The following is a 24889-nucleotide window of genomic DNA, read 5'->3' as shown; positions in this document are numbered from 1 at the left end:
ACTCCTGTTTCTAGTTTACTAGATTTCAACAGGAGTGTTTTTCTTCTGGCTCATGTTAGGGGGGCAGTGCCCTTTTGTCCCAGCCTTTTTCTATTTATCGCCCCAAAGCCAGAACATTACCGATATTTCTGGCAGTGCGTTCAAGGTTAGTGCTAGCTTGAGTTAGGATGGTCTCAAGCGGTTGGCTTTGAGAAATAATGGAAAAGGCAGCCTGAACATTAGCTGTTGGAAAATCCGGCAGATCATCTTTGAGACTCCCGCAGATTGCAAGAACAGGAATTTCTGACGGAGTACGTCTAGCTACTCCAACCGGTGCCTTACCAGCTAGGGATTGCTTATCCATGCGCCCTTCACCGACAACAACCAAATCAGCCGTCTGAACGCGCCGATCAAAGTCAACCAAGTCCAAAATTGTATCGATTCCAGAAACAATCTTACCACCTGCAAAAGTGGCTAGGCCAGCGGCCATACCACCTCCGGCGCCAGCACCATCCTGCTGCAAAATTTGTGGATTAGCCAACTGGTAAAACTGTTCCATGGCCTGATCAGCCACCGCAAATTCATCCTCGGGCAGACCCTTTTGTCCAGCAAAAACATAGGTAGCTCCCTGCGGACCACACAAAGGATTAGTCACATCAGTAATGATCGTAAGCTCAAGATCTTGCAGATAAGTCGGAACTTCTTGATCTGAAATTTTGGCAACGTGTTCTAGATTGACTCCAAGTGGCTCCAAAACCTGCCCCTTGGTATCCAAGAAATGATATCCCAATCCCGCAGCCATACCAATACCGCCATCTTGACTGGCTGACCCACCGACACCTACCATGATTTTTGTAACACCCTCTTGAGCAAGCTGCAAAATCAGCTCACCAAGCCCTTGACTACTGACTTGCAGCGGATTGCGCTGACTGAGCGGAATTTTAGCCAGACCAGCCACTTCAGCCATCTCTACTAAGGCTTGATTCTCTTTAAGCGCATAGGTTATCTCAGAGACTTGCCCAAAGGGCCCAGTTACCATCGCCTGAGTATAGACCATGCCCAGACTAGCTGCTAAGGCTGCTACCGTTCCCTCACCCCCATCACCTATGGGAAGCTTTTCCACCGTACAATTGAGCTGACTAGCTTGGAAACCGCGCGCCAAAGCCTCAGCCACCTCCGCTGCCGACAAGCTCTCCTTAAATGAATCCGGCACCAATAAAATGTGCATACATGCCCTCCTCGCTGTGAATGATTTATTGATTCTATTATAGCGTAAATCAAGATAGTCCGTAACTATCTTTACTGTTCAATTTAAGGATTAAACTTAATCTTCATAATGGTGCTTTATTTTAATTGCATTAATATTCATCTTGTTCCTAAGGATTGCTCCAGTTTCTTTTTGGTTCTGAAAGTTTACTGCCAAAATCCGCAAAATTAGAAGGCTTTAGAACTATAACTTTGATCAATTACAATGATATCCAAACTCTTGGCCAAGTTCTCCCGATCAAGCTCCTTGACGATCTTACTTAGAATACGTTTTCTCATTTCTTCCATGCTGCTGTTATAGAAACAGCTTCTTTCTAATGTGTTTAACACTGCATTATTTTTTGAAAAGTAAATTAATGAGTCGCTTTAGCTTATCATTATAGGTATAGAGATCATTTACTGCCAATGTATTAACTCAGAAAATTTTTAAACTTTTTAGAAAAAGCTTGAAGGCAGAAAGAAAAGCCCTTTACAAGCCATAGGCTGTAAGAGCTGTCTTCCTAACCCTTTTCTTTAACGATATAGACAGGGCGCTTTTTGGTTTCAAGGAAAATTTTGGCGATATACTTACCAATGATACCCAGCGCAAGCAGCTGTAGTCCCCCGATAAAGAGGATAATGCAGATAGTAGAGGCCCAACCTGAAACACTACCACCAATTGCTAACTTTCTGGCGATAACAATGATAATACCAATAATAGAGGCTATAAAGGAGAGAGAGCCTGCCCACAAGGACAAGTTGAGGGGGGCTTCTGAGAAATTGATGAAACCATCCATAGAGTAACGCAGCAAGCTCCAGAAATTCCAGGAGGTTTCTCCAGCCACGCGCTCCCGATTTTCATAGGTAACATAGGCCACATCATAGCCGACCCAAGAGAAGAGTCCCTTAGAAAAGCGATTGACTTCTCCCAGCTCCAAAATACTGTCGACTACCTGACGGGTCATCAAGCGGAAATCACGCGCGCCATCAACCATCTCGGTGCTAGAAATTTTATTGATCAACCAGTAGAAAGTCCGAGCAAAGAAGGATCGGATAATCGGCTCTCCCTTGCGGTCAGCACGGCGAGTCCCAACAACATCATATCCCTCCTTAATTTTCGCATACATGTCTTGAAGCAACTCAGGTGGATCCTGCAAGTCAGCATCCATCACTGTCACTAAATCCCCATCTGCGGCTTCCAAACCAGCCAAAAGGGCGGCTTCTTTCCCGAAATTACGGGAAAAGGATAGGTAGTGGACATTGTCAAAACGGGCAGCAACTTCACGCAAAACTGCTAAGGTCTTATCCTTAGAACCATCATTGACAAAATAATAATCAAAGATGAGTTCGGCAGACATCAGACTTTCTATCTTCTGCGTTGCTTCCAAAAAGGGGTGAACTGTTTCCTCTTCATTGTAACAAGGAACAACTATTGAGAGCTTTTTCATTTTTTCTCCTTGCAAATCAAATCATTTCAAATCACTATTATTTTTGCGATTGCTTTAAGGGATACTTAGCTTGAATCCATGGTGAAATTTCTCTTACAAGCAACAAGATTACAAGAAAGATTGCAAATATCAACGGGATATAAGTTCTTAGTTGCGATGCATAGATGGTTGGTGACATTGATACCAACATCCTCGTCGCATAACCAGCTAGTAAAATCACTACTGCACTTAAGCCTGCTAGCTTTTCTTTGAAGAGAAAGAAGGTTATCAGGGCTATTGTCACAAGCAAGGCGGTATAAAGGATTAAGGGATAAAGATTATCTTTGATACTAAAATAAAGTGTATCCTTAGTATTTTGCAAATCAACCGTTTTTTGGATAGCTGTCAAAAGGCTACTCATCTCTAACTTATTGATAATGAGCGTATAGAGAATGATTCCTCCAGCAAAAGTAGACAGCCACTGTCTCTTGATCACCGTTAGAATAATGAGGACAAGCAAGAGAGCAAAAAGAGCATTGATTTCTGCTGAAACAAAGAGGATGCGGTTGGTCTCTAAATATCCTTTCAAAATTTTAGTCATCAGAGGCAACTTATCAAAGCCAGGATACCAAGTAGCGATTTCTTTGGTGGATCTTATTGCAGAGCCTGGTGAAAAAGCAGCTGATAAGAGACCGATCAAGGTTAAGACAAAAGCTCCTAGGTATCTGAGATTCAGCTTCTTATCTCTGACAAACTCAACAATCAAAATGAAGCCTATAAGCAGAAAGCCAAAAACAGTGAACTGCTCCTGCATGAAAGCGAAGGCAAAAGCTAGTATAGCTACCAAAACACTGAAGTAACTTTTCTGATTGAGGAGATACCAGCCAATCACTAGAGCATAGAGAGGGAATAAATAGTTAGTTACAGTTGGAATCAAGCCGGCACTAGTGAAGAGCACTCCCGGAAAAACAGTAATAAAGATGATTGGCAAAAGATACTTACCATATAGGAACTGCTTTTCAGAAAAAATAATCTTACTCAAAGCATAGAGGGCTAAAAAGGTTGAAACTAAGAAGCTAATATCAAAGATGAGGTAGTGACCTGACATAAACATGGTCACCGATTCAATCAGCAGACGGCTGGACCAGGTTTGATAGCGATAAATAGCATATTCAAAGAAACCGTGGTGCTTTAATTCATTAGCGAAAGCTGTTTGATCGCCACGATCATTGATATAGACAATCAATTCTAGAATAAACAGTGTAGCGATAGCCAGATAAAATAGCCACAATCGGTAATTATTCTTAATCAGATTGATTACCTTTTCCATAAATGTTCTCCTTCTATTTGAAAAACTAAGATGACCCTAATCGTTAAAATCATTTAGGGATATCGAAAAAAACCTTATAATCTTTAACATAGCCTTCTCCCACAGAAATATCATACTGTATGAGCTTCAAATCATTAGCGATTTCTTTTTGCTCTTTGGTCAGCTTGCCGTGACCGACAGTGGTATTATCCAAAACCTTGGTTAGAAGCGCATAATAAGGTGAAACCTTGGAGTCGGTCTGATCCAGAAGCTCAGCTGTAAAGTCGCTCGAATTAACATAAGGGTGGTTCAATTTCTTGGTTTTGTAGTTGCTCCAAATAAAGTAATCGGTCTTGTATTGAAGCGTTGGATCTTTAGCAAAGGCACTCTCAGGATATAAGCCAGGTAGGTGGTCACCGTAGAAAACAACAGATACTTTCTTATCCATAGCTGACAATTTATCTAAGAAATCCTGGGTTTCATTATCAGTATAGGTCAATAAGCGCGCATAACTAGTCAGAGAGCTGTTTTCATCTTCGGTAAATCCTTTACCGGAAGCCGTGACATCGCTTGGTTCCCCTAAAGACCAAGGCACGTGATTTTGCATGGTCATCACAGAAAAGAACTGATTTTTAGAAGGATCAATATTATCTAAGATATTTTCATAGGTTGTTTTATCACTGATATTAAGACCAACTTTTTCGGGATCCTTAATTTTATCCTTTGTACCGCTTGAGGCAATAAATTTTGAAAAATGTAATTTGTCATAGATATATTTACGAGAGTAATTTGAAGCTGATGAGGCATGGACTGCAATACGATTCTTAGCTTGGAATTCGTTACTAATTGATGGGAAAACAGACATATCCGGAACAACTTCTGTGTAGAGGGTTGATACAGAAGTATTGAAATTATAGTAAGGTAGACCAGTCAAGGTTTGGAATTCCATATTGGCAGTTCCACCACCGTAACCATCCGAATGCATCAGTCCACTAGTTGACTCTTCCTTGATCTGTTCAATATTAGGAATCACGTCACGACTGAGAGTTACATCTGGCACACGCTCCGGGTTAGCAAAGCTCTCGCTTAAAATATAAATGACAGTTTGATCCGAAATATTTTCTGTCCGATCTTTATTGATTTTAGTAGCTATTTTATCATATTTCTTAGCTACCTTGAGCACATGCTCTTTATCATAGCCCGATGGTCTGTCCATGATAGATTTGGTAACCTGTTTAGTCCAGACGTACATCAAAGATTTATAACTGGCATTGGAATAGAAACCTTGATAACCGATATCAACCCAGTTGTTGACTTGTGAGATAATCGGAATCCCTTCTGCCACCTTACTGTCTTCTTCATTTCTAAATACAGTAAAGATACCAAAGCCTAGGACCAGAATACAAGAAAGCAAGGCCAATCTTATACGACGCTTAGCTATAATTTCTCCCTGCAAAACACGTTTGCGCAAAAAGAAATAAAAGAGACCAAGAGCTAGCAAGCCCAAGACGATACTGAACACAATCCGTGGTTTGACGAAATTGATTAGCAAGCTCAGATTAGTTACCCATGTAAAGTCGGTCACTAACAGGGGTTCATTACGCATACCTACCTTGAGAATATTGGCAATGGAAACAATCAAAGCCAAAATAATTATTAGAATGGTCACTGATAGGTAACGATTGATAACTAAATACAGGAAAAATCCTATAGCCGTCAAGACCAAGATTTGATAGGCTGTTGCACCAGGAACAATATACCTTCCGAGCAATGGTGCATCGTTTCTCAAACCATACTGAAAAACATAGTTAAATACGACCGCAAATATCAGACTTGACACGAAGGCCAAGGAAAGATTGGGCTTATTGGTTCTTATAGCGCTGTAGGCATTAAAACAGGCCTTAACAATGATAGTAAAGAGAATAAAGAGCAAGAGAGTATAGATAAATAAGTGACCTTCATAGGCATAAAAGTCCTTATAATAATCCTCTAAAGAAATCTGTAAAATTTTGTTTAAAAGAGTATCGCTGAGTACGAAAGAAGCAATCAAGCCTGCAACTAGATTCTCTTCGCCTGAAAATGCCTCCAAAAAGCTCATGGCTTGTCCTAACGAATGGGAGCCTTTACTTCTAAACAGATAAGTCATGACTGGCGTTAAAATGACCAGTAATATCATAGTCGGCAGAAAATAGAGCTGGAAAAAATGATTCTTTTCTAAATCCCAGAGTTTAAAGGATTCATTATTCAGTTCCCTAGTAACCGTCAGAAAATAAGAGACGACCATATAGGTTAGGTAGCCCAAAAGTATTTTAATAGTAACGCGTTTCTTTGAGGTTTGTGATAGATAAACTGACAAGACTAGAAGCGCCAGAATATAGAAAATCAGACTTATCCAGCCAAATACCTTAAATTGCTCAGGCAGATTTTCCCAGCGTGTCAGAACAATCCCAAAGTTTTTAGAAATCACCTTGGCCGTTAGAGAGTTGTCCGCTCTGCGACCTATTAACATGTCATAATTTCTCAAGGCAAAGTTAAGAAGAAATAGGAAAACAAAGATAATCAGGTTGTGCTTGTCTATCTTAGCCCATAAATTTTTCAATTTTTCCATATAGTTCATGTAGTTCATGATTTAACTTTCTCCAATAAGCGTTTAATAATATATTTAGTCGCTTTAGCAGGACCTATCAGGATATATTTAAAGGCTCCTTTAATACCGCCCATATAGGTGAAATCAACATAGGTATTAGGCGATGAATTTCCACGAGTGTTGAACATCTTATTGTCAATGAAAGGTGTCAACTCAACAGGATTTTGCGAAATACCGTAGTCATAGTGCCTATCCCAAGCAATATAGATTAAGAGGCGTTCAATCGCATGTAAAATGGAGTTCTGCGGCAGGGGCTCTGCTGGGACATCTTCATCTGTCAGATTCAAATCAAAGAGAGGTTCCAGAGCATCATATTTAAACCAAACATAGGTACCATAACTCATAACAAAGGTATCCATCGCCTTGAAATCAATGGATTTCTTCAAACCCATTTTTTCCCAAAGTTCCTCCATTTTAGGGGCAATCAGATTTTCATTCCATGCCACCACAATTTTATTGAAACGAAAGAAACTTGGAATATCGGCAATAACCAACCCCAGATCAGGTTTCCCACTCAACTGTGTCAGAATTTCATCGGCCGGCTTAACCAGCATTTCAATCAATTCTTTACGCCAAGACTCTCCAGCCCAGAAATCAGCTTCTTTGGATTTCTTAGTGTGGAAATGGCCAATATAATCATAGCCCTTGAGTTTATCTTTCAATTTGAGCATAGGTAGGACATCGCGGCCAATATTTCCTGTTACAGTAATCTCAGCCGGCTGCTGATTCTCAGCTAAAACTTCTTTTATTTCATCAAGCTTAGTTTGTGAATCAGTCGTGATAAAGAGATCATAACTAAAGTGGAAAGCCTTAAAAGCATCGAGAAACTCCTGTAGTAGGTCCACATAGAAAACATGCAGATGTACGGCCACTTTCTTAGTGACTGGAACAGGTTTATAAGCTGACTTATTGAGATACTTACGAGCCAGAAGATAGGGGAGATCTGGTTGACTAATGTTGGTCATATAGCTGACCAATAGATCAATAGGGTAGTCCGAACTCGTTTCAAGCTGATTAAGGATATAAGGTGTGATATGCTGGTTGGCATTAATAGCTTTAACCTTGATAAAGGGTACCCTAGCATTGAGAATCGCAGTTGGATTATAATAGCTAAAATCAGGGTGCAGCATACCTTCCGTTGAAGCATCAACTGTATTAAAGACCGTATCATATTTGAAGCCAGCATCCGTTAAGGTTGTAGTCACCTTGGTTTCATAGTAGCCGATGACATCCTGAACATCCGTAAATTCCTTAATAGGCTGCCAGAAGTTCTGAAAGGCCTCAGACTCAATAACCTTCTTACTGAAACTGATAAAGTAACTTTGAATATGTTCGGAAAAAATCTTGGTCTTGCGGTGATTGGTCAACCCCCAAAAGTCAACCTGCTCATCTGCTTCAAAGCGCTCATAAATTGGGGCTAGGTCCCATAAAGGACCAAAACAGGTATCATTCATGGTCGTAATAGCATCATAGTCCGCCAATCTATTCCAGCCAATATAAGACATACCGTCGCGCCAAGCTGCGAAGTCAAAACCACTGTTTTGACGTTGGATAAAATCATCAATCAAGCCCTCTTGACGCAAAATCGCTTGATCTTCATCTTGAAAGGGACTATTAGAAATAAAGACAACCCGACTAAAGAGTGGGCGCATACGTTCCAACTGATAGTGGACATGTGGACTCAAATGGTTATATTTATTGAAATGCACGTACAAGAGCAAACGTTTCATTTTCTTCTCCTAAAGAAATCTATTAGTAGCTCTGGCTGTTTCAGACTATTATTAATAAGCCTGAAGCCATCTTATTCTGTTGATGAGTTATCCTTGCTTAAGATCTTCTCATATTCCAGACGTAACTTTTGAAAGTCCACCAACTTGGTCTGATAGTCTATCAAATAATCTGTCAATAGGCTACCAACATAATGATTAGATAGTGGTTTATCCGCATTGAGCAATTCATAAGACAGTACAAAGGACTCCGAGTCAGTGACTGACAGATCAAAAATAATCTGCGGATCCGGCTGATTAAACAGATAGGTTTTACCGATTCGAAAACCATTGGTAAATTGAGGTGATAGTTCAGTCTGATAGGTCGCATCCAAGAGAGTTATTGATTTGAAATAGCTCGGTAGTTCTGAAATATCAATACGGATCCACTCAGTGGCAGCTGGTAGATTTAATTCTAAATTGCCGGATAATTCATCAAGGAGATAGCGCTGAACATTTTCCTCTGAAAACTGCTGGTCCTCTCCTGCCAGATAAATAGTGAGCTGTTGGGCATGCAAATAGGAATTGACCTGCTCTCTGGCAGAGAGGACTTTTTCAATTTCATTATACTGTTTAATCAAGGTTTTTAGAGCCTGAGAAAAGTTAGTATTAGGATATTTATCAATATAGCTTAGCTGTGTGTCTCGCAAACTATCAAAACGATCCTGCAGTTTTTGAGGATTTTCAGTTCGGGAATCAGACTCATCATCCATCCGATAAACTGTGGTTGAATCTTCTAAAAAACTCAAATTAGTTCTTCTAAAAAGTTCCAACTGGATATTAAAGGTATCGTCCACTGCTTGCACATCAAGCTCAGCATTAACCTCTTTCATCAATTGCGTCTCCACCAGCCAAGTTGAAGCCATGGTCATCCCCTTAAGAACTAGCATATCTTCGTAGCTTGTAATCAAGGGAATAATTTTATTGCGAAAAACATCAGGCTGAGTAATATTTCCATGTGAATCTACCATATCAAAGTCAGAATTGGACCATTTAGAATCCGGTCTGCTCTCCAGTAATTCCACTTGCTTCTGCAGTTTATGGGGGTCTGTCCAATAGTCATCACCATCACAGCGAGCAATATACTGGCCCTTAGCCTCTTTACAGATATCTATCCATGTACTGGCGATACCCTTGTTGGTCTCATTAAAGAATAATCTAATTTTATCAGGATAGTTTTGTTCATACTGACGCATAATATCAGGAGACTGATCACTAGAAGCATCATCCACCAGAATGATTTCAAAAGGAAATGTTGTCTCTTGCGCCAGAAAACTCTCAATAGCATCCACAATCCAAGTTCCCTTATTAAAATTAGTACAAATAATAGAAACCTTCATATTTTTTCCTTTATTTTAGTTGAATTGCCACTGACCATTTCTTTGATATAGTCCGCTGGCTGAATCTAGAGCCGATAGATCATCAGCTTCAATATCTTTGCGATGAACAACGATGATAGGCGTCTGATTAGCGTCAGAGAAGGCTAACATCTGTTCATCGTCATCTCGCACAGTTACTTCTAACTTGAGCTTAATATCATTCAAATGCGCAATATCACATTCGTAGGTCACGGTCTTATGACCAGCACCTGAAGTCTTATAATCCATTGAATTATCGTTATAAACCCAGATATTGCGATCAATATCGGTCAGCGATAGAGCGATGTAAGTAGGGACATCATTTAAGACATCATAAGAAATTTCAAATTTGATTTTATCTTGTGGTGTCATCGGATTATCCGATAAGAGCTTAACAGATAGGTTTTCAATGTGTGTGACCTGTTCTTTTTGACTTTGTGCTTCGATGATTTCGCCATTTTCATCAACGACCTTGTCGGTATTGTCAAAGCTATATTGGTTGGCAACGTTAAAAGGTTCACCATAAGCCTTGATCAAACCATCTTCGATCAAAACAGCACGGTTACAATATTTCTTGACAGCCCCCATATCGTGGGTAACCAGAATAGTGGTCTTACCACTTTCCTTGCGTTCCATAAAGTAGTCATTACATTTACGCTGGAAGGCCTCGTCCCCAACGGCCAGAACTTCATCCAAAATTAGGATATCTCCCTGTGCCTTGATAGCCACTGAGAAAGCCAGACGGACTTGCATCCCACTGGAATAGTTCTTGAGCTTTTGGTTCATGAATTCTTTAAGTTCTGCGAACTCAACAATGTCATCGTACATGGCATCTACTTCTTCGGTTGAAAAACCAAGCATAGCCCCATTCATGTAGACATTTTCACGACCAGTCAATTCAGGATTAAAGCCGACACCCAATTCGATAAAAGAAACCAATTTCCCATCAATTGTAACCTTACCCTGTTCTGGTACATAAATTTGGGAAATAATCTTCAAAAGTGTCGATTTCCCAGAACCGTTACGGCCGACAATACCAAAGAAATCTCCTTTTTCAACTTCAAAGTTGATGTCGCGCAGAACATGTTGCTCCTTGTAACCCTTGATGCCTTTAAAGCGATTGATCATGGTTGTTCGCAGACTATTAGATGCCTCAACAGGTAGTTTAAAATACTTGCTGACGTGGTCAACTTTTACTGCAATATTATTTTCTTCTGTCATTATAGAATCTCCGCAAATCTCTTAGAACTACGATTGAAAACAGCTAGCCCAATACCAAAAATAATAAATGGTAAGACATAAGGAATAGCATAGTACCACCAATGATTGATCAACTGCCAAATCGTCAAATTGGCCTTATCGATCAAGAGATAACGCAAGTCCTGAATCATCTGCGCCAAAGGATTGAGCATGATAATTTTACCAGCAAAGACCCCTTTTGCTCCTTGATTAGTAATGAAAGTCAAAGGGTAGATGATTGGCGTTGCATACATACCAGCCTGCAAGAAAACTTCCCAGATCTGTCCGATATCACGGAATTTAACATAGAGAGTTGATAAGAGAAGGGCCACACCCCAAGCCATTACAAATAGTTCAATGAAAAGGGGTAAGGAGAGGAAGGCAGTCCAAGTAATCTGAACACCATTAACCAATGCAAAGATGAGCACTACAATCAGATTGATTCCAAAGTTAATCAAGGAACCACAGACAGCCGAAAGAACGATGATTGACTTTGAAAAGTTCAACTTGCGCAACAAGTCCCCGCGAGTAACAATAGAGATCATCCCCATGCTGGTCGCTTCGGTAAAGAAAGACCAAATCACATTAGCTAAGAGGAGAGCTACCGGAAAGTGAGGCACATCACCACCCAAACGCAGGAAACGAATGAAAACCAGATACATAATCATAAATAATAGTAACGGTTTAAGAATTGACCAAAGATAGCCAATGACGCTACCTTGATAACGTAGTTTAAAATCTGTTTTGATTAGTTCTTTTAGTAAAATACGATTTTTCTTACTAAATAAATCCATCATAATGTTCTCCTATGTTTGATAGCCTTTCTTTTGATAATGGCTATAGCCGATTTTCGTTATAATTAAAGTTTTAAAAACCAAGGTATGAAAGGGTCTGTTTTTGGCAAAGCCGTATTTTTTAAGAGCGCGGAGCCTAACAGACCAAGATTGATCCAATAAGGTTACATAGGCCCTAACGAGTTGCTGTTCCTCTTGGGGCAAGTCTAAATCCAATAACAACTCTGCCTGCTTTTGGCTGGCATCAATGAGCCACCAGTATTTGGCCAAAAGTTTGTGAGGCCGTATCCAATTCTTAATGCGCTTGGATAAGGTTCGCGCCCCCACAACATTGCTTTCGTGTTGACGATAGAGCTCTGTAGCCTGATCCAAATAGATCAGATTTCCTTTAGCTGCTGCAATTAAAGCCAAGAACCAGTCGTGCATGATAATCTTATCGAGTGGTTGATTCTGCCATGCTTGGGCAGTCGCCTGATTAATCATGGCTGTTCCACCTGTAACAGTATTCTCTGTCAACTCTTGCAAAAGGCTGGTATTGGCATGGCCTGATTGAGTTCGAATCATACTATCGTGTTGAATCTTAAGATCCTGATCAACCACCTTAAGGTCCGTATAAACCAGAAGAGGTTGATTAGTATCATAGAGCTGGGCCTCTCTTAGACAGATTTCCAATTTCTCTGGTACCCAAATATCATCTTGGTCACAGAAGAAATAATAATCTGCCACCTCATGCTTAAGCAGGGTGTAGAAATTTTTAATCACCCCCAAATTTTCAGTCTGGTCTTGATTGATAAGAGAGATGCGCTCATCACGGCTGGCATAGTCAGCGATGATTGCCCGTGTCCGATCTTGCGAACCATCGTCTCGAATCAGAAGTCGCCAGTCGGTAAAGGTCTGAGCCAAGATGCTATCAATCTGGTCTGTCAGAAAACGCTCCCCATTGTAGGTGGACATGAGTATATTAACCTTCATTCAAAAATAACTCCTCGTACTCTCCTACAATCTTAGGCCAGCTATAATACTCTGCCATTCGTTGACGAGCAGCTTGCCCCAGTTGATTAAAATCCGTTTGACCATCATTTTGATCAATTAACTGAACTAAGCTGCCAGCCTCCTTGGTCCAATAAAAAGCCGTATCTTGCGCAACACTTTTATTAAAATCAGCACTAAAAACTAGATTGAGGTCAGTATGAGCCAAAGCTTCCAGTAGACCCGGATTAGTTCCACCAACTTCATGACCATGAATATAGGCAAAGGCTTGTTCTCGGACATAGGTCAGAAGATCGCGATCATAGACAGTACCAATAAATTTAATGCGCTCATCTTGATCAAATCGCGTCTTTTGGCGTAACTCTTCAAAGTATGCATTCCCTTGATGGTTACAAATGATGACCAAATCACGCTGAGTAGCTGATGTCATAAACTCCCTTATAGCTACTTCATAATTATTCTCAGGAACAAAGCGACCCACAATCAAATAATAGTCTTTCTCACTAATCTGCCAAACATCAAAAAGTTCACGGACCTTGGATGATGTAGCAATCAGAGGAGATGGCTCTAACTCAGTCCCATAGGCAATAAAGGTCGTCTTGGACCAAGGATAAGTTGATTGAATATAGGATTCAATCCCCTGATTATCCGAAATCACTAGGTCCGCCTTTTTCGTCATGATTTTTTCAGAATATTTGAGGTAGGCTTGAATCGGCTTGGCCCATTTAGAGCGTCGCCACTCAAGGCCATCAGGATTGACAAAAAGCTGACCACCTGCTCTGTGAATCTTTTTAGCGAAAGGTGCAACAAAAGCCCCTATCGTATTTCCCAGAACATAAAAAATGGGTTTATCAATCTGATCTCGCTCAATTACTTTTAAGGCGTAGTTAATGGCCTGCATATCGTAGCTAATTACGCGTGCCGGACCAAGTTTAGGGGGATTAACTGTAAAACAGTCAGCACCCATGTAAGTAAAATGATGACCAGTTGGCTGATCTTCACTCAGACAAGCGACATGATAGATGACAGCATCCGATAGACGATTTTTCACCAATTCTTCCACAAAGGTCTCAAAGCCGCCATACTGGGCAGGCAGACCCCTGCTTCCGATGATAAAAATATGTCGCATACACACGATCTCCATTCTAACATTACAATTATCCTATTATACCATAAAATCAGCCTTGTTTTCATCTCTAACCAGAAAAATATCACTGAAAACAGAGAAAAGAGTTCTTCGGTACGCTATTAAAATAAAAGATCCAGTCATCAACAGACTGGATCTTTTACTGACTTAAAACTCTATTTTTTTTTGTTGCTTATAAAATTCTTGCAGGGCATCTTGCCAAGTGGGAATCACAAAACCAGTTGCCTTAGCTTTAGCTAGGCTCATGGTTGAATTGAGTGGGCGCTTAGCCTTGGCAGGGAATTGACTAGAATCAACCGGCGCTACTTCAACATTTGTATCCTTAAGAATTTCCTTAGCAAAGTCATACCAGGTTGTATCTTCAGCCGCATCGTTGGAAAGATGATAATAACCGTAAGGTTTTTGATTTTGGGTTACGTAGGTCATAAACTCAGCCAGAGTTCGCGTCCACGTAGGGCGGCCGTGTTGGTCATTGACTACCGTGATACGCGGATGGCTCTTAGCGAGATTCTGCATGGTAAAGACGAAATTTTTCCCATAATTACCAAATACCCAGGCTGTGCGAATGATATAGTATTTATCTAAATATTTTTCAACCGCTTCTTCACCCAAACGTTTGGTGCGACCGTATTCTGTTTGAGGATCAGGTATATCTGTTTCCAACCACTCTTGACCAAGAGGTTTTTCACCATCAAAAACATAATCTGTAGAAATATAAACTAGGCTAGCACCGTATTTAGCGGCTGCTTTAGCGATATTTTCAGTCCCAGTAACATTGATGGCATAATCCAATTCCTTGCCCTCATCTTCTGCCGCATCCACAGCCGTATAAGCAGCGCAGTGATAAACCAAGGTTGGTTTGACTTGGGCAAACACTTGATCAACTTTAGTGGCATTAGTGATGTCCATTTCCGCTACATCAACAGCAACATAGTCTTCATCGCGCTCGTCAAGCAAATAACGGAGCTCTGTCCCAAGCTGACCATTACTTCCGGTAATTAGAATCATCTTTATTCTCCTTTAGCGTTCATTCTCCTTATTCTAACAAAAAAAGGGTGAAATTTCACCCCTTTTCTTTGACAATATAAACTGGTCTTTTCTTGGTTTCTAGGAAAATTTTAGCAATATATTTTCCGATGATCCCCAAAGCCAAAAGCTGCAAGCCACCTAAAAACAGGATAACTGAAATAGTTGAAGCCCAACCACTGACTGGATCACCAAACAAAAGATAGCGGATAACAACAAACAAAATAGCAAAAATTGATAAGAGAAAACTAATAATTCCTGCCCAAGTCGCCAGATTCAATGGTGCATAGGAAAAATTGATAAAGCCATCAATCGAATATTTTAAAAGGGACCAAAAATTCCAAGAAGTATCACCGGCTACACGCTCCCGATTCTCATAGGGAATGTAGGAAACATCATAGCCAACCCAAGAAAACAGTCCCTTAGAAAAACGGTTGATCTCTCCTAGTTCTAAAATACTATCTACAACCTGACGCGTCATCAAACGAAAATCACGCGCTCCATCTACCATTTCGGTATCTGAAATCTTATTAACCAACCAGTAGAAAGTCTTAGCAAATAAGGAGCGAATAACAGGCTCACCCTTACGGTCCGAACGGCGGGTTCCAATAACATCATAGCCTTCCTGAATCTTCTTGTACATGCTCAGAAGCAGCTCAGGCGGATCTTGTAGATCAACATCCATAACGGTAACCAAGTCACCTTCTGCTTCCTCCAAACCAGCTAAAAGGGCGGCTTCTTTACCAAAATTCCTTGAAAAAGACAGGTAATGAACATTGTCAAATTGAGCAGCAGTTTTTCTCAGAATTTCCAAAGTTCTATCTTTAGAACCATCATTGATAAAGAGATAGTCAAAAACTAAGTCCTGAGACATAGCTTTTTCAACTTTCTGTGTCTCTGCTAAAAAAGGTTGGATAGTTGCCTCTTCGTTATAGCAAGGCACTACAATACTCAGTTTTTTCATCTAGCGAATCCCCAAAGCAATACGTGCATAGCGGCTCATCCGATCGATTGTCCAAGCTGGTGTCCAAACCAGCTTGACTTCGGCCTTAGTCACTTCTTCAACTTCACGAATAACATCATAAATCTGATCCGTCAGTAAATCAGCTAATGGGCAGCCCATTGTTGTCAGAGTCATATCAATTTCAGTATAACCATCATCTTCAAAGCGAATTTCATAAATTAAACCAAGATTGACAATATCAACACCCAACTCTGGGTCAATAACCATCTCCAACACCTCAAGAATTTTATCCTTGATTTTTTCAACTTCTTCAGGTGTGTATTTTTTTTCTGACATCTGATCCATCCTCCTTTGAGTTTGAGTATCTATTTTACATGTTAAATCAGCTGTAAAACAAGAGCAAACCTAAGACCGGTCCGCTTTTACATTTTCAGGCGGCCGTTAAAAAGGTCTACAAGACCTTTTTAATCCTCCATAAAGTCTTTTAGTTGTTTGCTTCGGCTTGGGTGGCGAAGTTTGCGTAAGGCTTTAGCTTCAATCTGACGGATACGTTCACGGGTCACATTAAAGACCTTGCCCACATCCTCCAAGGTGCGCATTTTACCATCATCCAATCCAAAGCGCAGACGTAGGACGTTTTCTTCGCGGTCGGTTAAGGTATCCAAAACTTCATTTAGTTGTTCGCGTAGAACAATGCGGGTTGTATAGTCAACTGGATTTTCAATCACTTCATCTTCAATGAAATCACCAAGATGACTATCGTCTTCCTCACCGATTGGAGTTTCCAAAGATACCGGTTCTTGAGCAATCTTCAGAATCTCACGAACTTTGTCCGGTGTCATGTCCATTCGCTCGGCAATTTGTTCTGGTGTTGGATCCTGACCGAGTTCCTGCAAAAGGTTGCGTTGTTCGCGGACTAATTTATTGATTGTTTCCACCATATGAACAGGAATACGAATCGTTCGAGCTTGATCGGCAATGGCACGGGTGATAGCCTGACGGATCCACCAAGTCGCATAAGTCGAGAATTTGAAACCTTTCGAGTAGTCAAATTTGTCAACTGCCTTCATCAAGCCCATATTGCCTTCCTGAATCAAGTCTAAGAATTGCATACCACGCCCCACATAACGCTTAGCAATAGAAACCACCAACCGCAGGTTAGCTTCAGCCAGACGCTGTTTAGCCTGCAAATCTCCTTCTGCTGCTGCGATGGCTAATTCTTTTTCCTCTTCATTGGTCAAGAGTGGCACCACCCCAATTTCCTTCAAATACATACGGACAGGATCGTTGACCTTAGCAGAATTGCTACCAATGAGTTCCTCATCTGTCAACTCTTCCGGTTTAGGTGCCTCAACAACATATTTGCTGGATGGATTACCATCTTTATCGGTAATTGAGATACCACCATCTGTCAAGCGCTCCAACAAATCATCAATTTGGTCAGCATCAAGAACAAAGGGGATAACCAGTTTTTCAGTCACTTCATCATCAACTGCTGTTCCTTCTTTTTTATGATTGCGGATAAAGTCTGCTACTTGTACATTAAAGGTTGAACTTGTTTTTCTCGCCATAGTTTCTCCTACTCCATATTTCTTCTCTGAGCAATGAGGGCTTCAAACTCCATCATCGCCCGATCATCATCGCCGTGATTACTACTCTCACGGATGAGCTTGCTGCGCTTACGCACATCCTGTTCTTGCCGGTATTTGTCTATTCGATTTTCCAGTTGGATTATTTCATCATCAGCCAATTCCTCGGGTAAATGCTCTTCCAGCACCTGATAGTAGACCTGTCTTAAATCATCTGACATTTCTGCCAAATCAAGATCAGAAATCTCACCATTTTGGCACAGGATTTGGTAGAGCTCTTCCAATTGGGCATTTTCAAAAGCAAAGTCATCGCGATTACGAAACTCATTTAAGACAAAGTCATGATGCAAAAAGCGGTGAAAAAGTTGGTTCTCTGCCCTCTGCATCGCCGTCAAGTTCTTGGTGACTGGCAGCTCTACAACTCTTGATTCCTGCGGCCGAACAAAAGTCTGCTGGCTGGCTGCTCTTACCTGCAGGCGCTCGTTGTTGACCGACTGTTCAATTTGAAAATAATCAAAATCAGGTAAAATCTCTGCTACCATATTGATATAGGTGTTCTGAGCTGTAATCGAGGTCACACGAGCAATCAATTTGGCTACACGTTCTACATAAGCGATTTCAGCCTGTAGATTATCAACATTTTCTGGCTTCAAGTACTGAAGCCAAAATTCAGTACTTGAAATCCGAGATTGGGTCAAAAGCTTAGCCAATTCTTCTGCCGAGTTTGCCTTGATAAATTCATCTGGATCCATCTGATTAGGAATCCGGACAATTTCCACAGTCATATCCTGCAAGACTTCCAGTGATTTAGCTATGGCATTTTGACCAGCACTATCACCATCATAAGTCAAAACGACCTTCCTAGTAAATTTTTTCAGATGATTGACATGTTCCGGCGTCAAAGCTGTCCCCATAGAAGCGACAGCGTTCTCAATTCCAGCCCGATAAGCAGCAATGACATCCATAAAGCCTTCCATCAGATAGGCCTCATGTGTTTTAGTGATAATCGACTTGGCCTTATCTAAATGATAGAGTTCATAAGACTTGTTAAAGATGGTTGTTGATCGCGTGTTCTTGTATTTGGCTTCCTTACGCTCACTATCAATCTGTGCCCAAATCCGACCTGAAAAGCCAACAATTTGACTATTTTCATTGGTCAGAGGAAACATAATCCGATTCCTAAAGCTATCAAAAAGTTTTCCCTGTTCTGATAAATTAAAGAGACCAGAGTTCAAAATGGTATCTTCATCATATTTTGAAGATAGACTCTGGTAAAGATAATTGTTCTCATCTGGAGCTAGTCCAATATTAAAATAAGCAATCATCTCATCAGTAAGCCCCCGTTGATAAAGATACTGCTTAGCAGCTTCTCCTACCTTGGTCGTCATCAGAACCGCATGATAAAATTTACTAGCATCCTGATTGATATCAAAGAGTTTTTGATAGGGATTTTGCGAACTGGGTTGCTGACTAGGTGCTTCAATCGCCAAATCCACTCCAATACGCTCAGCTAAAATCTTGACACTCTCCATAAAGGTGATATTGCGGTATTCTTCAAGAAACTTAAAGACATCCCCTGACTTACCACAGCCGAAGCAATGGAAAAATTGCTTATCTTCAATAACATTGAAGGATGGCGTCTTTTCCTTATGGAAAGGACAGAGCCCCAAATAATTACGACCTGAACGTGATAAACTGACGATCTCACCAATAACATCAACGATATTAACACTATTTTTTATCTCAGAAATAACTTCCTTATCGATGGCCAAATCATCACCTCCAGACCAATCTTATAATGTGGTTTTTCCCTTTATTATAGCATTTTAGGCTAGTATTTGTAAAATAAAAGAGCCCTGATAAATATAACAGGGCAATTAAAACTCAAATCAAGCTAACTTTCTGGGCAATTAGCTTGACTTGAGCCGAACATTTAGCTATACTCATCAAGTAATAAATTTTGAAAGGATTCTATTTTCATAATGATTAAAGAATTAAAAGACTTTTTGTTTAAGGGCAATGTCCTTGAGCTTGCCGTAGCCGTTGTTATGGGAGCTGCTTTCAACGCTATCATCACTTCACTTGTTAGCGATATTATCACTCCTCTTATCCTCAACCCAGTCGTAGAAGCGGCAGGCGTTGATAACCTTTCCAAATTGACATGGCACGGCATTACCTATGGTAGTTTCCTAAGCGCTGTTATCAACTTCCTTATCGTTGGTACAACTCTTTTCTTTGTTGTTAAAGCTGCTAACAAAGCTATCGCTCTTGGTAAAAAACAAGAGGAAGAAGCTGAGGAAGCTGCCGGACCTTCACAAGAAGAATTGCTTGCTGAAATTCGTGACTTGCTTGCTAACAAATAAGAAGTACGATGAAGTCTGGCTCCTTGCTAGGCTTTTTTATTTATTCTTAAGAGGCAAAAAATCCTTGACCAATATAAGCTAGTCAAGGATTTTTAAATTTGTTTCTACTCACTTAGAATTTTTTACGTTTGCGAGCTGCTTCTGATTTGCGTTTACGCTTTACAGAAGGTTTTTCATAGTGTTCACGTTTACGAGCTTCTTGAAGAGTTCCCGCTTTTGTGACTGAACGCTTGAAGCGACGAAGAGCATCGTCAAGTGATTCATTTTTACGTACCACTGTTTTTGCCATGGATTTCACCTCCTCAAGAATAATGTAACGCAATTTACGTTCTGTATTAGGATAACTAAATTTTATAATAAAGTCAACCATAAAAATATGATGGTAGGTGAATAAACAAAGAAGCTGAACCAAAAATCTTCAATTTTTAGTTTTCTGTCCCGCTCTCTTTTTTACTGACTTTCAGAATCTTTATTGGCCTTTTTGACATACTCGTCAATTTTTCCTTCTTTCTTAAGCCTTCTAATAATTGTGTTAATCTTGTTTCTGAGGGCAATCGAACCCTTTGGTAGAGCGATGGCATAAGAACTACCATCAACTTCCTTGAGTGTAATATTGGCAATCGTTAAGTCATCATTGGTTGAAACATAACCTTCAGCGATGGCACTCTCCATAACGATACCGCTGATTTGTCCACCTTTTAGTTCATTAACTCCTTCACTATTTTGGGTCAGCGAAACAGCTGAAGCCTTAGGGATTTGATCAGTTAATACGCCTTCTTGAATCGTTCCTTTTTGAGCTGAAACAGATTTTCCTGCGAAACTATCGACTGATGTATAGGTGTTAAGATCCGACTTACGAATAACCACAACATTTTTAGACTCAAAATAGGTATCGGTAAACTCGTAAGAATTTTTGCGGTCCTCTGTCACTGAAATTCCCGAAATTCCATAGTCCGCTTTGCCGACGGCCACACTGGCAAGAACGTTACTGAAAGAGACATTTAAAAAGTGTACATCCACACCCAGCTCTTTACCGATTTCTTTTGTCAATTCAACATCAATACCAGCAACGGTATCCTTACCATTTTTCAAAGTTTTAAACTCAAATGGGGCAAAATCTGGACTGGTTGCTACGACTAAGGTGCCGCGCTTTTGCACATCGCTTAAAGAGGTGTCTTCTTTTTGAGAAGATTTTGAGAAACTAGCACAAGCAACCAAGCTAACAGCCGTCACCGCAACCATGAAAGCCACAAAAAATTTTTTTACTGACATCTTTTCTCCCTTTATTCAGTTTTTGAAAGTGAGGGAAAACTATCTTTAGGATATATCACATCACTTCACTATAACGGCGTCTTATTTTTATACTATTTTATCTTATAAAAATACATCTGTCAAGGAACACCATAGCTAGTTAGCCTAATAGAACGTCTTTGTATGCCCCGCTTATGAAGGCTGGAGGCGTTAAAGACTTCCTAAAAAGCTGTCTGATATCCAATGCCTCCACACAGCCGATAATGGTTCTGAACTTAGCCTTTTATCATAACTTAAAAACGTAGATGTTTACTTTGCTCATCCCTATTTTTCTTATGAACGTGGAACTAATAAGAATTTTAACGGTCTTCTGAGAGAGTTCCTCCCAAAAGGGATGTCACTTTATTCATTGACAGATACAGAACTGGGTAAACCACCTATCAGCTATCAATAACAGACCAAGACGTCTTCATGATTATAAGACCTCAACATTTTGTTTGGGCTAGTCCAAACAGCCTGAAAAATAGAATCCTAGGTTGTCACTGAACTTGTTGCACTTGACTTGACAACGTGCGTTATAAAGAATCCAAGAATTTTTTTCTCTTTTCTCCAGTTGATGTACTAATCCCACCAAAATGCTCCCAAGCAACCTTTCTTACTCCAATTTGCTTTAAAGTTGATTTGACAGAACCACCAATACAATTTCCGGAAAAATATTTTATAAAAAATTTAGGTGAGGTAGCTGTTGTAATAATTCGAGCAGATTCTATGTGAGTAAGCAGTCCCTTAACTCCTGTTTTACTTGGTGTATAGGCAAATTTCATTTTAAGAACCTTATCAAAGAAACCTTTTAAAATAGCTGGAATATTATTCCACCATATCGGAGTAATAATGATTAAATGACTGGTATCTAATAATTTTTTTTGATAGTCACGAACTAAAGGATCCAACGTTTCTCCACTTTTAAAAAGTGAAAGTTCCTCAGTAGAATACACCGGATTAAACTGTTCCTTATATAGGTCAATGATAGTATAATCAATATGCTTGGCTATTAATGTTGCCTCAATCTTTTCTAGTATCGCGTGATTAAAACTTTGATTATACGGATGCGCATAAATAATAGTAGTTTTATTCGGTCTCATATGTTCTCCTTCTTTCTTAATACTCATGTTTAATTCCTAAAGTGTATAATTTCACCATACTTTGAATGTAGTTTTTTAAAATCATATTTTTCTCATCGCTGTCTATACTACCAGCGATAATTGACAAACCACTAATATAAGACCAGAGATTGACAATATGCTTATTGTAATCCTGTTTTATCCCATTATTGTTTAGATATTGAACCACAATTTCTTTAAACAGATTAAAACTATTATTTTCATTATAATGATCAATATGACTGTCTACATCTAACTGGACATGGCGTGCAAATTTACTGTAGAATAAGAATTCAAAAAAATGCGGATAAGCTTGGGAAAACATTAAAAACCTTACCCCTATATTGATTAAATTTTCTTCTGTATCCCCAATTGAATGATTAAATTCTTGGTTTAAAAAATCATAAAAAATATGTGAAACCTCAATAAGTAGAGTAGACATCAAATCACTTTTCCCATTAAAATGCTTGTAAATAGAAGGGGGAGTTACATGACAAGCATTTGATATATCTTTTAATTCAACAGCTTGAAATCCTTTATCGTTTATGATTTTCAACCCTTGTCTAATAATTTCATTCTTTAAATCGCCATGATGAAACCTAGTTTTTTCATTCATTTTTTCTCTCCCTTAATTGAAATGCTGATAATAGTGTAAATAGCACTGTTACAGCTAATAAAAGATAAATTATCTCATAATTTTCCAGCACATGATTAAAAATTTTCACTTTAATCCCTATATATAGTTTAAGTTGTTCAATAGTGGAGGAACTATCCCCCTTCGTAATAGCTTTTAATGATTCCTTGGTCAAAATACTACGAATTTGAGCTACGCCATATGTTGGAGGAAAAAATTTCATAAAATATTGAACATAATTGGGTAAGGCTCCTATGGGTAGATAGATACCTGCTAGAAATCCAGTCAAGGTTCCTAAAATAGTTGAAACTGAGCTAAAGGCAGTTACAGATTTAACAAAATTCACTATAAAAAATGTGAGACTTGTAGCAGATAAAATATTTAAAATAATGTAAATGAGAAGTAATGGGAGAATAGAAAATGTTACTATCTGATAGCCTAATAATCCCATCACAAAGTTCCAAACTAACAACACGGAGAGAGTAATAACAAAGCTCATCATCCAAGCTGCTATGATATAACTTAACACAATGGTCATTTTAGAAATTGGACTAACAGCAAAGCTAGTATAAATTCCAGTCTCATCATCTTTGACTTTTACACCAAATAATCCCAAAGAAATGGTAACTGAGCTAACAATAATAATTCCAGAAAGAACCCATGTATTGACAAATAAGAAATTGCCAGAGTTTTCCCCAATAGATTGATTAATGGTAGTTTCTAGATAATTTCCTAAAAACAAAATATATAGACCAATAGTAACAAAAATAGCAACAAGAGAGGAGATTAATGTTCCCTTATCTCGAATATAAATAGCTATATGTCTCCTAACCATCACGCTTTATCCTCCACATGCTTTAAAATATTAATAAAGGCATCATCTAGATTTCCCTTAAAAAATTCAAATGAGTTTATCAACGAATTATATTTTAAAATTTTTCGAACACTATCAATGCTTGGATTTTCTATAATAATATTATCTTCAGTATTTTTATAATCCATTTGTAATTTTTTTACATTGGAAATTAATTGACTGGTCGTTTGTTTATAAGGATATAATACTAATCTATCACAGGAATATTTTTTTTGAAGTTCGATAGCAGTCCCCGTCGCAACAATTTCTCCTTGATTAATTACTGTAATTAAATCTGAACCTTTTGCTTCCTCAAGATAGTGGGTCGTCAAAAAAATTGTTATCCCCAAATTATTTTTTAAATTCCAAATAATCTCCCAAACGTTTTTCCTTGATTCGGGATCTAATCCAGTCGTTGGCTCATCAAGCAGTAATAGTTTAGGCTTATGGAATATCGCCCGCGCTATTTCAATCCTCCTCTTTTGCCCTCCTGATAACGTATAAAATGATTGATTCAAATAATGTCTGAAATTTAACTGATTAGCTAATTCTTCCAATCTTTCTTCAAACTCATTCCCTTTTATACCATACAAATTTGCCCTAAATTTCAAATTTTCTGAAACGGTTAGTAAATTATCAAGTACATTCTTTTGATAAACTACACCAATTTTTTTCTAATTTCATAACTATGTTTTCTAACATCTAATCCATCTATGATTACATCTCCACTAGAAGCACGAAAAACGGTACAGATAATGCTAATTGTCGTTGATTTTCCAGCACCGTTTGGACCTAAAAATGAAAAGAGACTACCTTCTTCAACTTCAAAACTAATGTTATCAACCACAGCCTTTTGGTCATAGTTTTTTATTAAATTTTTCACTGAGATAATCGATGTCATTGTATTTTACCTTCCTGTGTTTTGATTCTTGCACTACAAATACAATATCTATCCACAAAATCAATATTTAGAAATAAATCCTTCGTCATTGATAATGAGTAATCTATTTTATTGCAATGAATTATTATACTCGTGGTGCTAGTTGATTTTCAACGACAATAAAAAGCCCAAAAGGACTATACTGTAAGTGACAAAACAAACAGGAGGTAGTCCTAATGAGCCACTTACAGTATACCGCTAAATCCCA

At 39.1% G+C, this 24889-nt stretch carries 21 protein-coding genes and 2 pseudogenes; 2 read left to right on the top strand and 21 right to left on the bottom strand.

The features are described from left to right. Positions 1-94 precede the first annotated feature (94 nt). The 15 genes from ACFOSE_RS08180 to dnaG all read right to left on the bottom strand — a co-directional run bounded on the left by ACFOSE_RS08180 (position 95) and on the right by dnaG (position 19252). The gene (locus tag ACFOSE_RS08180; RefSeq protein WP_380432333.1) at positions 95-1207 is read right to left on the bottom strand and encodes a glycerate kinase family protein; all 1113 of its coding nucleotides are present in this window, start codon (positions 1205-1207) and stop codon (positions 95-97) included. 538 nt (positions 1208-1745) lie between these two features. Beyond that, a complete protein-coding gene (locus tag ACFOSE_RS08175) occupies positions 1746-2672 on the bottom strand; it encodes a glycosyltransferase family 2 protein (protein ID WP_380432332.1) in 927 nt (308 codons plus the stop codon). 37 nt (positions 2673-2709) lie between these two features. Then, the gene (locus ACFOSE_RS08170; protein ID WP_380432330.1) at positions 2710-3981 is read right to left on the bottom strand and encodes a hypothetical protein; all 1272 of its coding nucleotides are present in this window, start codon (positions 3979-3981) and stop codon (positions 2710-2712) included. 49 nt (positions 3982-4030) lie between these two features. Beyond that, a complete protein-coding gene (locus tag ACFOSE_RS08165; protein WP_380432337.1) occupies positions 4031-6568 on the bottom strand; it encodes an LTA synthase family protein in 2538 nt (845 codons plus the stop codon). A gap of 14 nt (positions 6569-6582) precedes the next feature. Further along, on the bottom strand, positions 6583-8337 hold the full coding sequence (locus ACFOSE_RS08160) for a rhamnan synthesis F family protein (RefSeq protein WP_380432329.1): 1755 nt from the start codon (positions 8335-8337) through the stop codon (positions 6583-6585). 71 nt (positions 8338-8408) lie between these two features. Further along, positions 8409-9713 carry a glycosyltransferase family 2 protein gene (locus ACFOSE_RS08155; RefSeq protein ID WP_380432327.1) on the bottom strand — a complete coding sequence of 435 codons (1305 nt, stop codon included), beginning with the start codon at positions 9711-9713 and terminating at the stop codon, positions 8409-8411. Positions 9714-9728: 15 nt separating this feature from the next. Then, positions 9729-10952, bottom strand: coding sequence for an ABC transporter ATP-binding protein (locus tag ACFOSE_RS08150; RefSeq protein ID WP_380432326.1), 1224 nt, complete (start codon positions 10950-10952; stop codon positions 9729-9731). Beyond that, entirely contained in the window at positions 10952-11764 is an 813-nt protein-coding gene (locus ACFOSE_RS08145; RefSeq protein WP_380432335.1) for an ABC transporter permease, read from the bottom strand. The genes ACFOSE_RS08150 and ACFOSE_RS08145 overlap by 1 nt, the downstream gene beginning before the upstream one ends. Positions 11765-11776: 12 nt before the next feature. Continuing rightward, positions 11777-12736: a glycosyltransferase family 2 protein gene (locus ACFOSE_RS08140; protein ID WP_380432324.1), complete on the bottom strand. Its 960-nt coding sequence runs from the start codon at positions 12734-12736 to the stop codon at positions 11777-11779. Continuing rightward, entirely contained in the window at positions 12726-13883 is a 1158-nt protein-coding gene (gene cps2T / locus ACFOSE_RS08135) for a beta 1-4 rhamnosyltransferase Cps2T (RefSeq protein WP_380432322.1), read from the bottom strand. The genes ACFOSE_RS08140 and cps2T overlap by 11 nt, the downstream gene beginning before the upstream one ends. Before the next feature lie 165 nt (positions 13884-14048). After that, on the bottom strand, positions 14049-14909 hold the full coding sequence (gene rfbD / locus ACFOSE_RS08130) for a dTDP-4-dehydrorhamnose reductase (protein ID WP_380432321.1): 861 nt from the start codon (positions 14907-14909) through the stop codon (positions 14049-14051). A gap of 55 nt (positions 14910-14964) precedes the next feature. Beyond that, entirely contained in the window at positions 14965-15891 is a 927-nt protein-coding gene (locus ACFOSE_RS08125) for a glycosyltransferase family 2 protein (protein WP_380432320.1), read from the bottom strand. Next, positions 15892-16227, bottom strand: a complete 336-nt coding sequence (locus tag ACFOSE_RS08120) for a metal-sulfur cluster assembly factor (protein ID WP_380432318.1) — start codon at positions 16225-16227, stop codon at positions 15892-15894. It abuts the gene before it with no gap. Positions 16228-16355: 128 nt separating this feature from the next. Continuing rightward, entirely contained in the window at positions 16356-17462 is a 1107-nt protein-coding gene (rpoD, locus tag ACFOSE_RS08115) for an RNA polymerase sigma factor RpoD (RefSeq protein WP_380432317.1), read from the bottom strand. 8 nt (positions 17463-17470) lie between these two features. Next, positions 17471-19252 carry a DNA primase gene (dnaG, locus tag ACFOSE_RS08110; protein ID WP_380432315.1) on the bottom strand — a complete coding sequence of 594 codons (1782 nt, stop codon included), beginning with the start codon at positions 19250-19252 and terminating at the stop codon, positions 17471-17473. Positions 19253-19462: 210 nt separating this feature from the next. Between dnaG and mscL the strand changes: the two genes are divergently transcribed. Then, positions 19463-19843 (top strand): large conductance mechanosensitive channel protein MscL, encoded by a 381-nt coding sequence (mscL, locus tag ACFOSE_RS08105; RefSeq protein ID WP_380432314.1) that lies wholly within the window; start codon positions 19463-19465, stop codon positions 19841-19843. A 112-nt stretch (positions 19844-19955) separates the two neighbouring features. Here mscL and rpsU read toward each other — a convergent pair whose 3' ends face one another. Together rpsU and ACFOSE_RS08095 are read right to left on the bottom strand one after the other, a co-directional pair. Next, positions 19956-20132 carry a 30S ribosomal protein S21 gene (gene rpsU, locus ACFOSE_RS08100; protein WP_002963309.1) on the bottom strand — a complete coding sequence of 59 codons (177 nt, stop codon included), beginning with the start codon at positions 20130-20132 and terminating at the stop codon, positions 19956-19958. Positions 20133-20293: 161 nt separating this feature from the next. Next, positions 20294-21115, bottom strand: coding sequence for a transporter substrate-binding domain-containing protein (locus ACFOSE_RS08095; protein WP_380432312.1), 822 nt, complete (start codon positions 21113-21115; stop codon positions 20294-20296). A gap of 235 nt (positions 21116-21350) precedes the next feature. Between ACFOSE_RS08095 and ACFOSE_RS08090 the strand changes: the two are divergent. Next, positions 21351-21614 (top strand): annotated as a pseudogene (locus ACFOSE_RS08090) (IS30 family transposase); the annotation flags it as partial. 55 nt (positions 21615-21669) lie between these two features. On the opposite strand, the gene ACFOSE_RS08085 reads toward ACFOSE_RS08090, so the two are convergent. From ACFOSE_RS08085 to ACFOSE_RS08070, 4 genes and pseudogenes are all read right to left on the bottom strand, one after another. After that, on the bottom strand, positions 21670-22263 hold the full coding sequence (locus ACFOSE_RS08085; protein ID WP_380432310.1) for an NAD(P)H-dependent oxidoreductase: 594 nt from the start codon (positions 22261-22263) through the stop codon (positions 21670-21672). Further along, positions 22253-22870, bottom strand: a complete 618-nt coding sequence (locus ACFOSE_RS08080; protein WP_380432309.1) for a TetR/AcrR family transcriptional regulator — start codon at positions 22868-22870, stop codon at positions 22253-22255. The genes ACFOSE_RS08085 and ACFOSE_RS08080 overlap by 11 nt, the downstream gene beginning before the upstream one ends. Next, positions 22863-23723: an ABC transporter permease gene (locus tag ACFOSE_RS08075; RefSeq protein WP_380432334.1), complete on the bottom strand. Its 861-nt coding sequence runs from the start codon at positions 23721-23723 to the stop codon at positions 22863-22865. Before ACFOSE_RS08075 ends, ACFOSE_RS08080 begins: the two co-directional genes overlap by 8 nt. Further along, positions 23723-24642, bottom strand: a pseudogene (locus ACFOSE_RS08070) (ABC transporter ATP-binding protein). The gene ACFOSE_RS08075 and the pseudogene ACFOSE_RS08070 overlap by 1 nt, the downstream one beginning before the upstream one ends. Between the last annotated feature and the right edge of the window lie 247 nt (positions 24643-24889).

Origin of the sequence: Streptococcus dentapri (assembly GCF_042649885.1) — a bacterium.
Lineage (GTDB): Bacteria > Bacillota > Bacilli > Lactobacillales > Streptococcaceae > Streptococcus > Streptococcus dentapri.
This window is presented reverse-complemented; position numbering and strand designations above follow the sequence as displayed.

Excerpts from the sequence above, each read along its gene's own strand:
- ACFOSE_RS08180 (WP_380432333.1), bottom strand. The coding sequence starts at position 1,207 with ATGCACATTTTATTGGTGCCGGATTCATTTAAGGAGAGCTTGTCGGCA.
- ACFOSE_RS08175 (WP_380432332.1), bottom strand. The coding sequence starts at position 2,672 with ATGAAAAAGCTCTCAATAGTTGTTCCTTGTTACAATGAAGAGGAAACA.
- ACFOSE_RS08170 (WP_380432330.1), bottom strand. The coding sequence starts at position 3,981 with ATGGAAAAGGTAATCAATCTGATTAAGAATAATTACCGATTGTGGCTA.
- ACFOSE_RS08165 (WP_380432337.1), bottom strand. The coding sequence starts at position 6,568 with ATGGAAAAATTGAAAAATTTATGGGCTAAGATAGACAAGCACAACCTG.
- ACFOSE_RS08160 (WP_380432329.1), bottom strand. The coding sequence starts at position 8,337 with ATGAAACGTTTGCTCTTGTACGTGCATTTCAATAAATATAACCATTTG.
- ACFOSE_RS08155 (WP_380432327.1), bottom strand. The coding sequence starts at position 9,713 with ATGAAGGTTTCTATTATTTGTACTAATTTTAATAAGGGAACTTGGATT.
- ACFOSE_RS08150 (WP_380432326.1), bottom strand. The coding sequence starts at position 10,952 with ATGACAGAAGAAAATAATATTGCAGTAAAAGTTGACCACGTCAGCAAG.
- ACFOSE_RS08145 (WP_380432335.1), bottom strand. The coding sequence starts at position 11,764 with ATGGATTTATTTAGTAAGAAAAATCGTATTTTACTAAAAGAACTAATC.
- ACFOSE_RS08140 (WP_380432324.1), bottom strand. The coding sequence starts at position 12,736 with ATGAAGGTTAATATACTCATGTCCACCTACAATGGGGAGCGTTTTCTG.
- cps2T (WP_380432322.1), bottom strand. The coding sequence starts at position 13,883 with ATGCGACATATTTTTATCATCGGAAGCAGGGGTCTGCCTGCCCAGTAT.
- rfbD (WP_380432321.1), bottom strand. The coding sequence starts at position 14,909 with ATGATTCTAATTACCGGAAGTAATGGTCAGCTTGGGACAGAGCTCCGT.
- ACFOSE_RS08125 (WP_380432320.1), bottom strand. The coding sequence starts at position 15,891 with ATGAAAAAACTGAGTATTGTAGTGCCTTGCTATAACGAAGAGGCAACT.
- ACFOSE_RS08120 (WP_380432318.1), bottom strand. The coding sequence starts at position 16,227 with ATGTCAGAAAAAAAATACACACCTGAAGAAGTTGAAAAAATCAAGGAT.
- rpoD (WP_380432317.1), bottom strand. The coding sequence starts at position 17,462 with ATGGCGAGAAAAACAAGTTCAACCTTTAATGTACAAGTAGCAGACTTT.
- mscL (WP_380432314.1), top strand. The coding sequence starts at position 19,463 with ATGATTAAAGAATTAAAAGACTTTTTGTTTAAGGGCAATGTCCTTGAG.
- rpsU (WP_002963309.1), bottom strand. The coding sequence starts at position 20,132 with ATGGCAAAAACAGTGGTACGTAAAAATGAATCACTTGACGATGCTCTT.
- ACFOSE_RS08095 (WP_380432312.1), bottom strand. The coding sequence starts at position 21,115 with ATGTCAGTAAAAAAATTTTTTGTGGCTTTCATGGTTGCGGTGACGGCT.
- ACFOSE_RS08085 (WP_380432310.1), bottom strand. The coding sequence starts at position 22,263 with ATGAGTATTAAGAAAGAAGGAGAACATATGAGACCGAATAAAACTACT.
- ACFOSE_RS08080 (WP_380432309.1), bottom strand. The coding sequence starts at position 22,870 with ATGAATGAAAAAACTAGGTTTCATCATGGCGATTTAAAGAATGAAATT.
- ACFOSE_RS08075 (WP_380432334.1), bottom strand. The coding sequence starts at position 23,723 with ATGGTTAGGAGACATATAGCTATTTATATTCGAGATAAGGGAACATTA.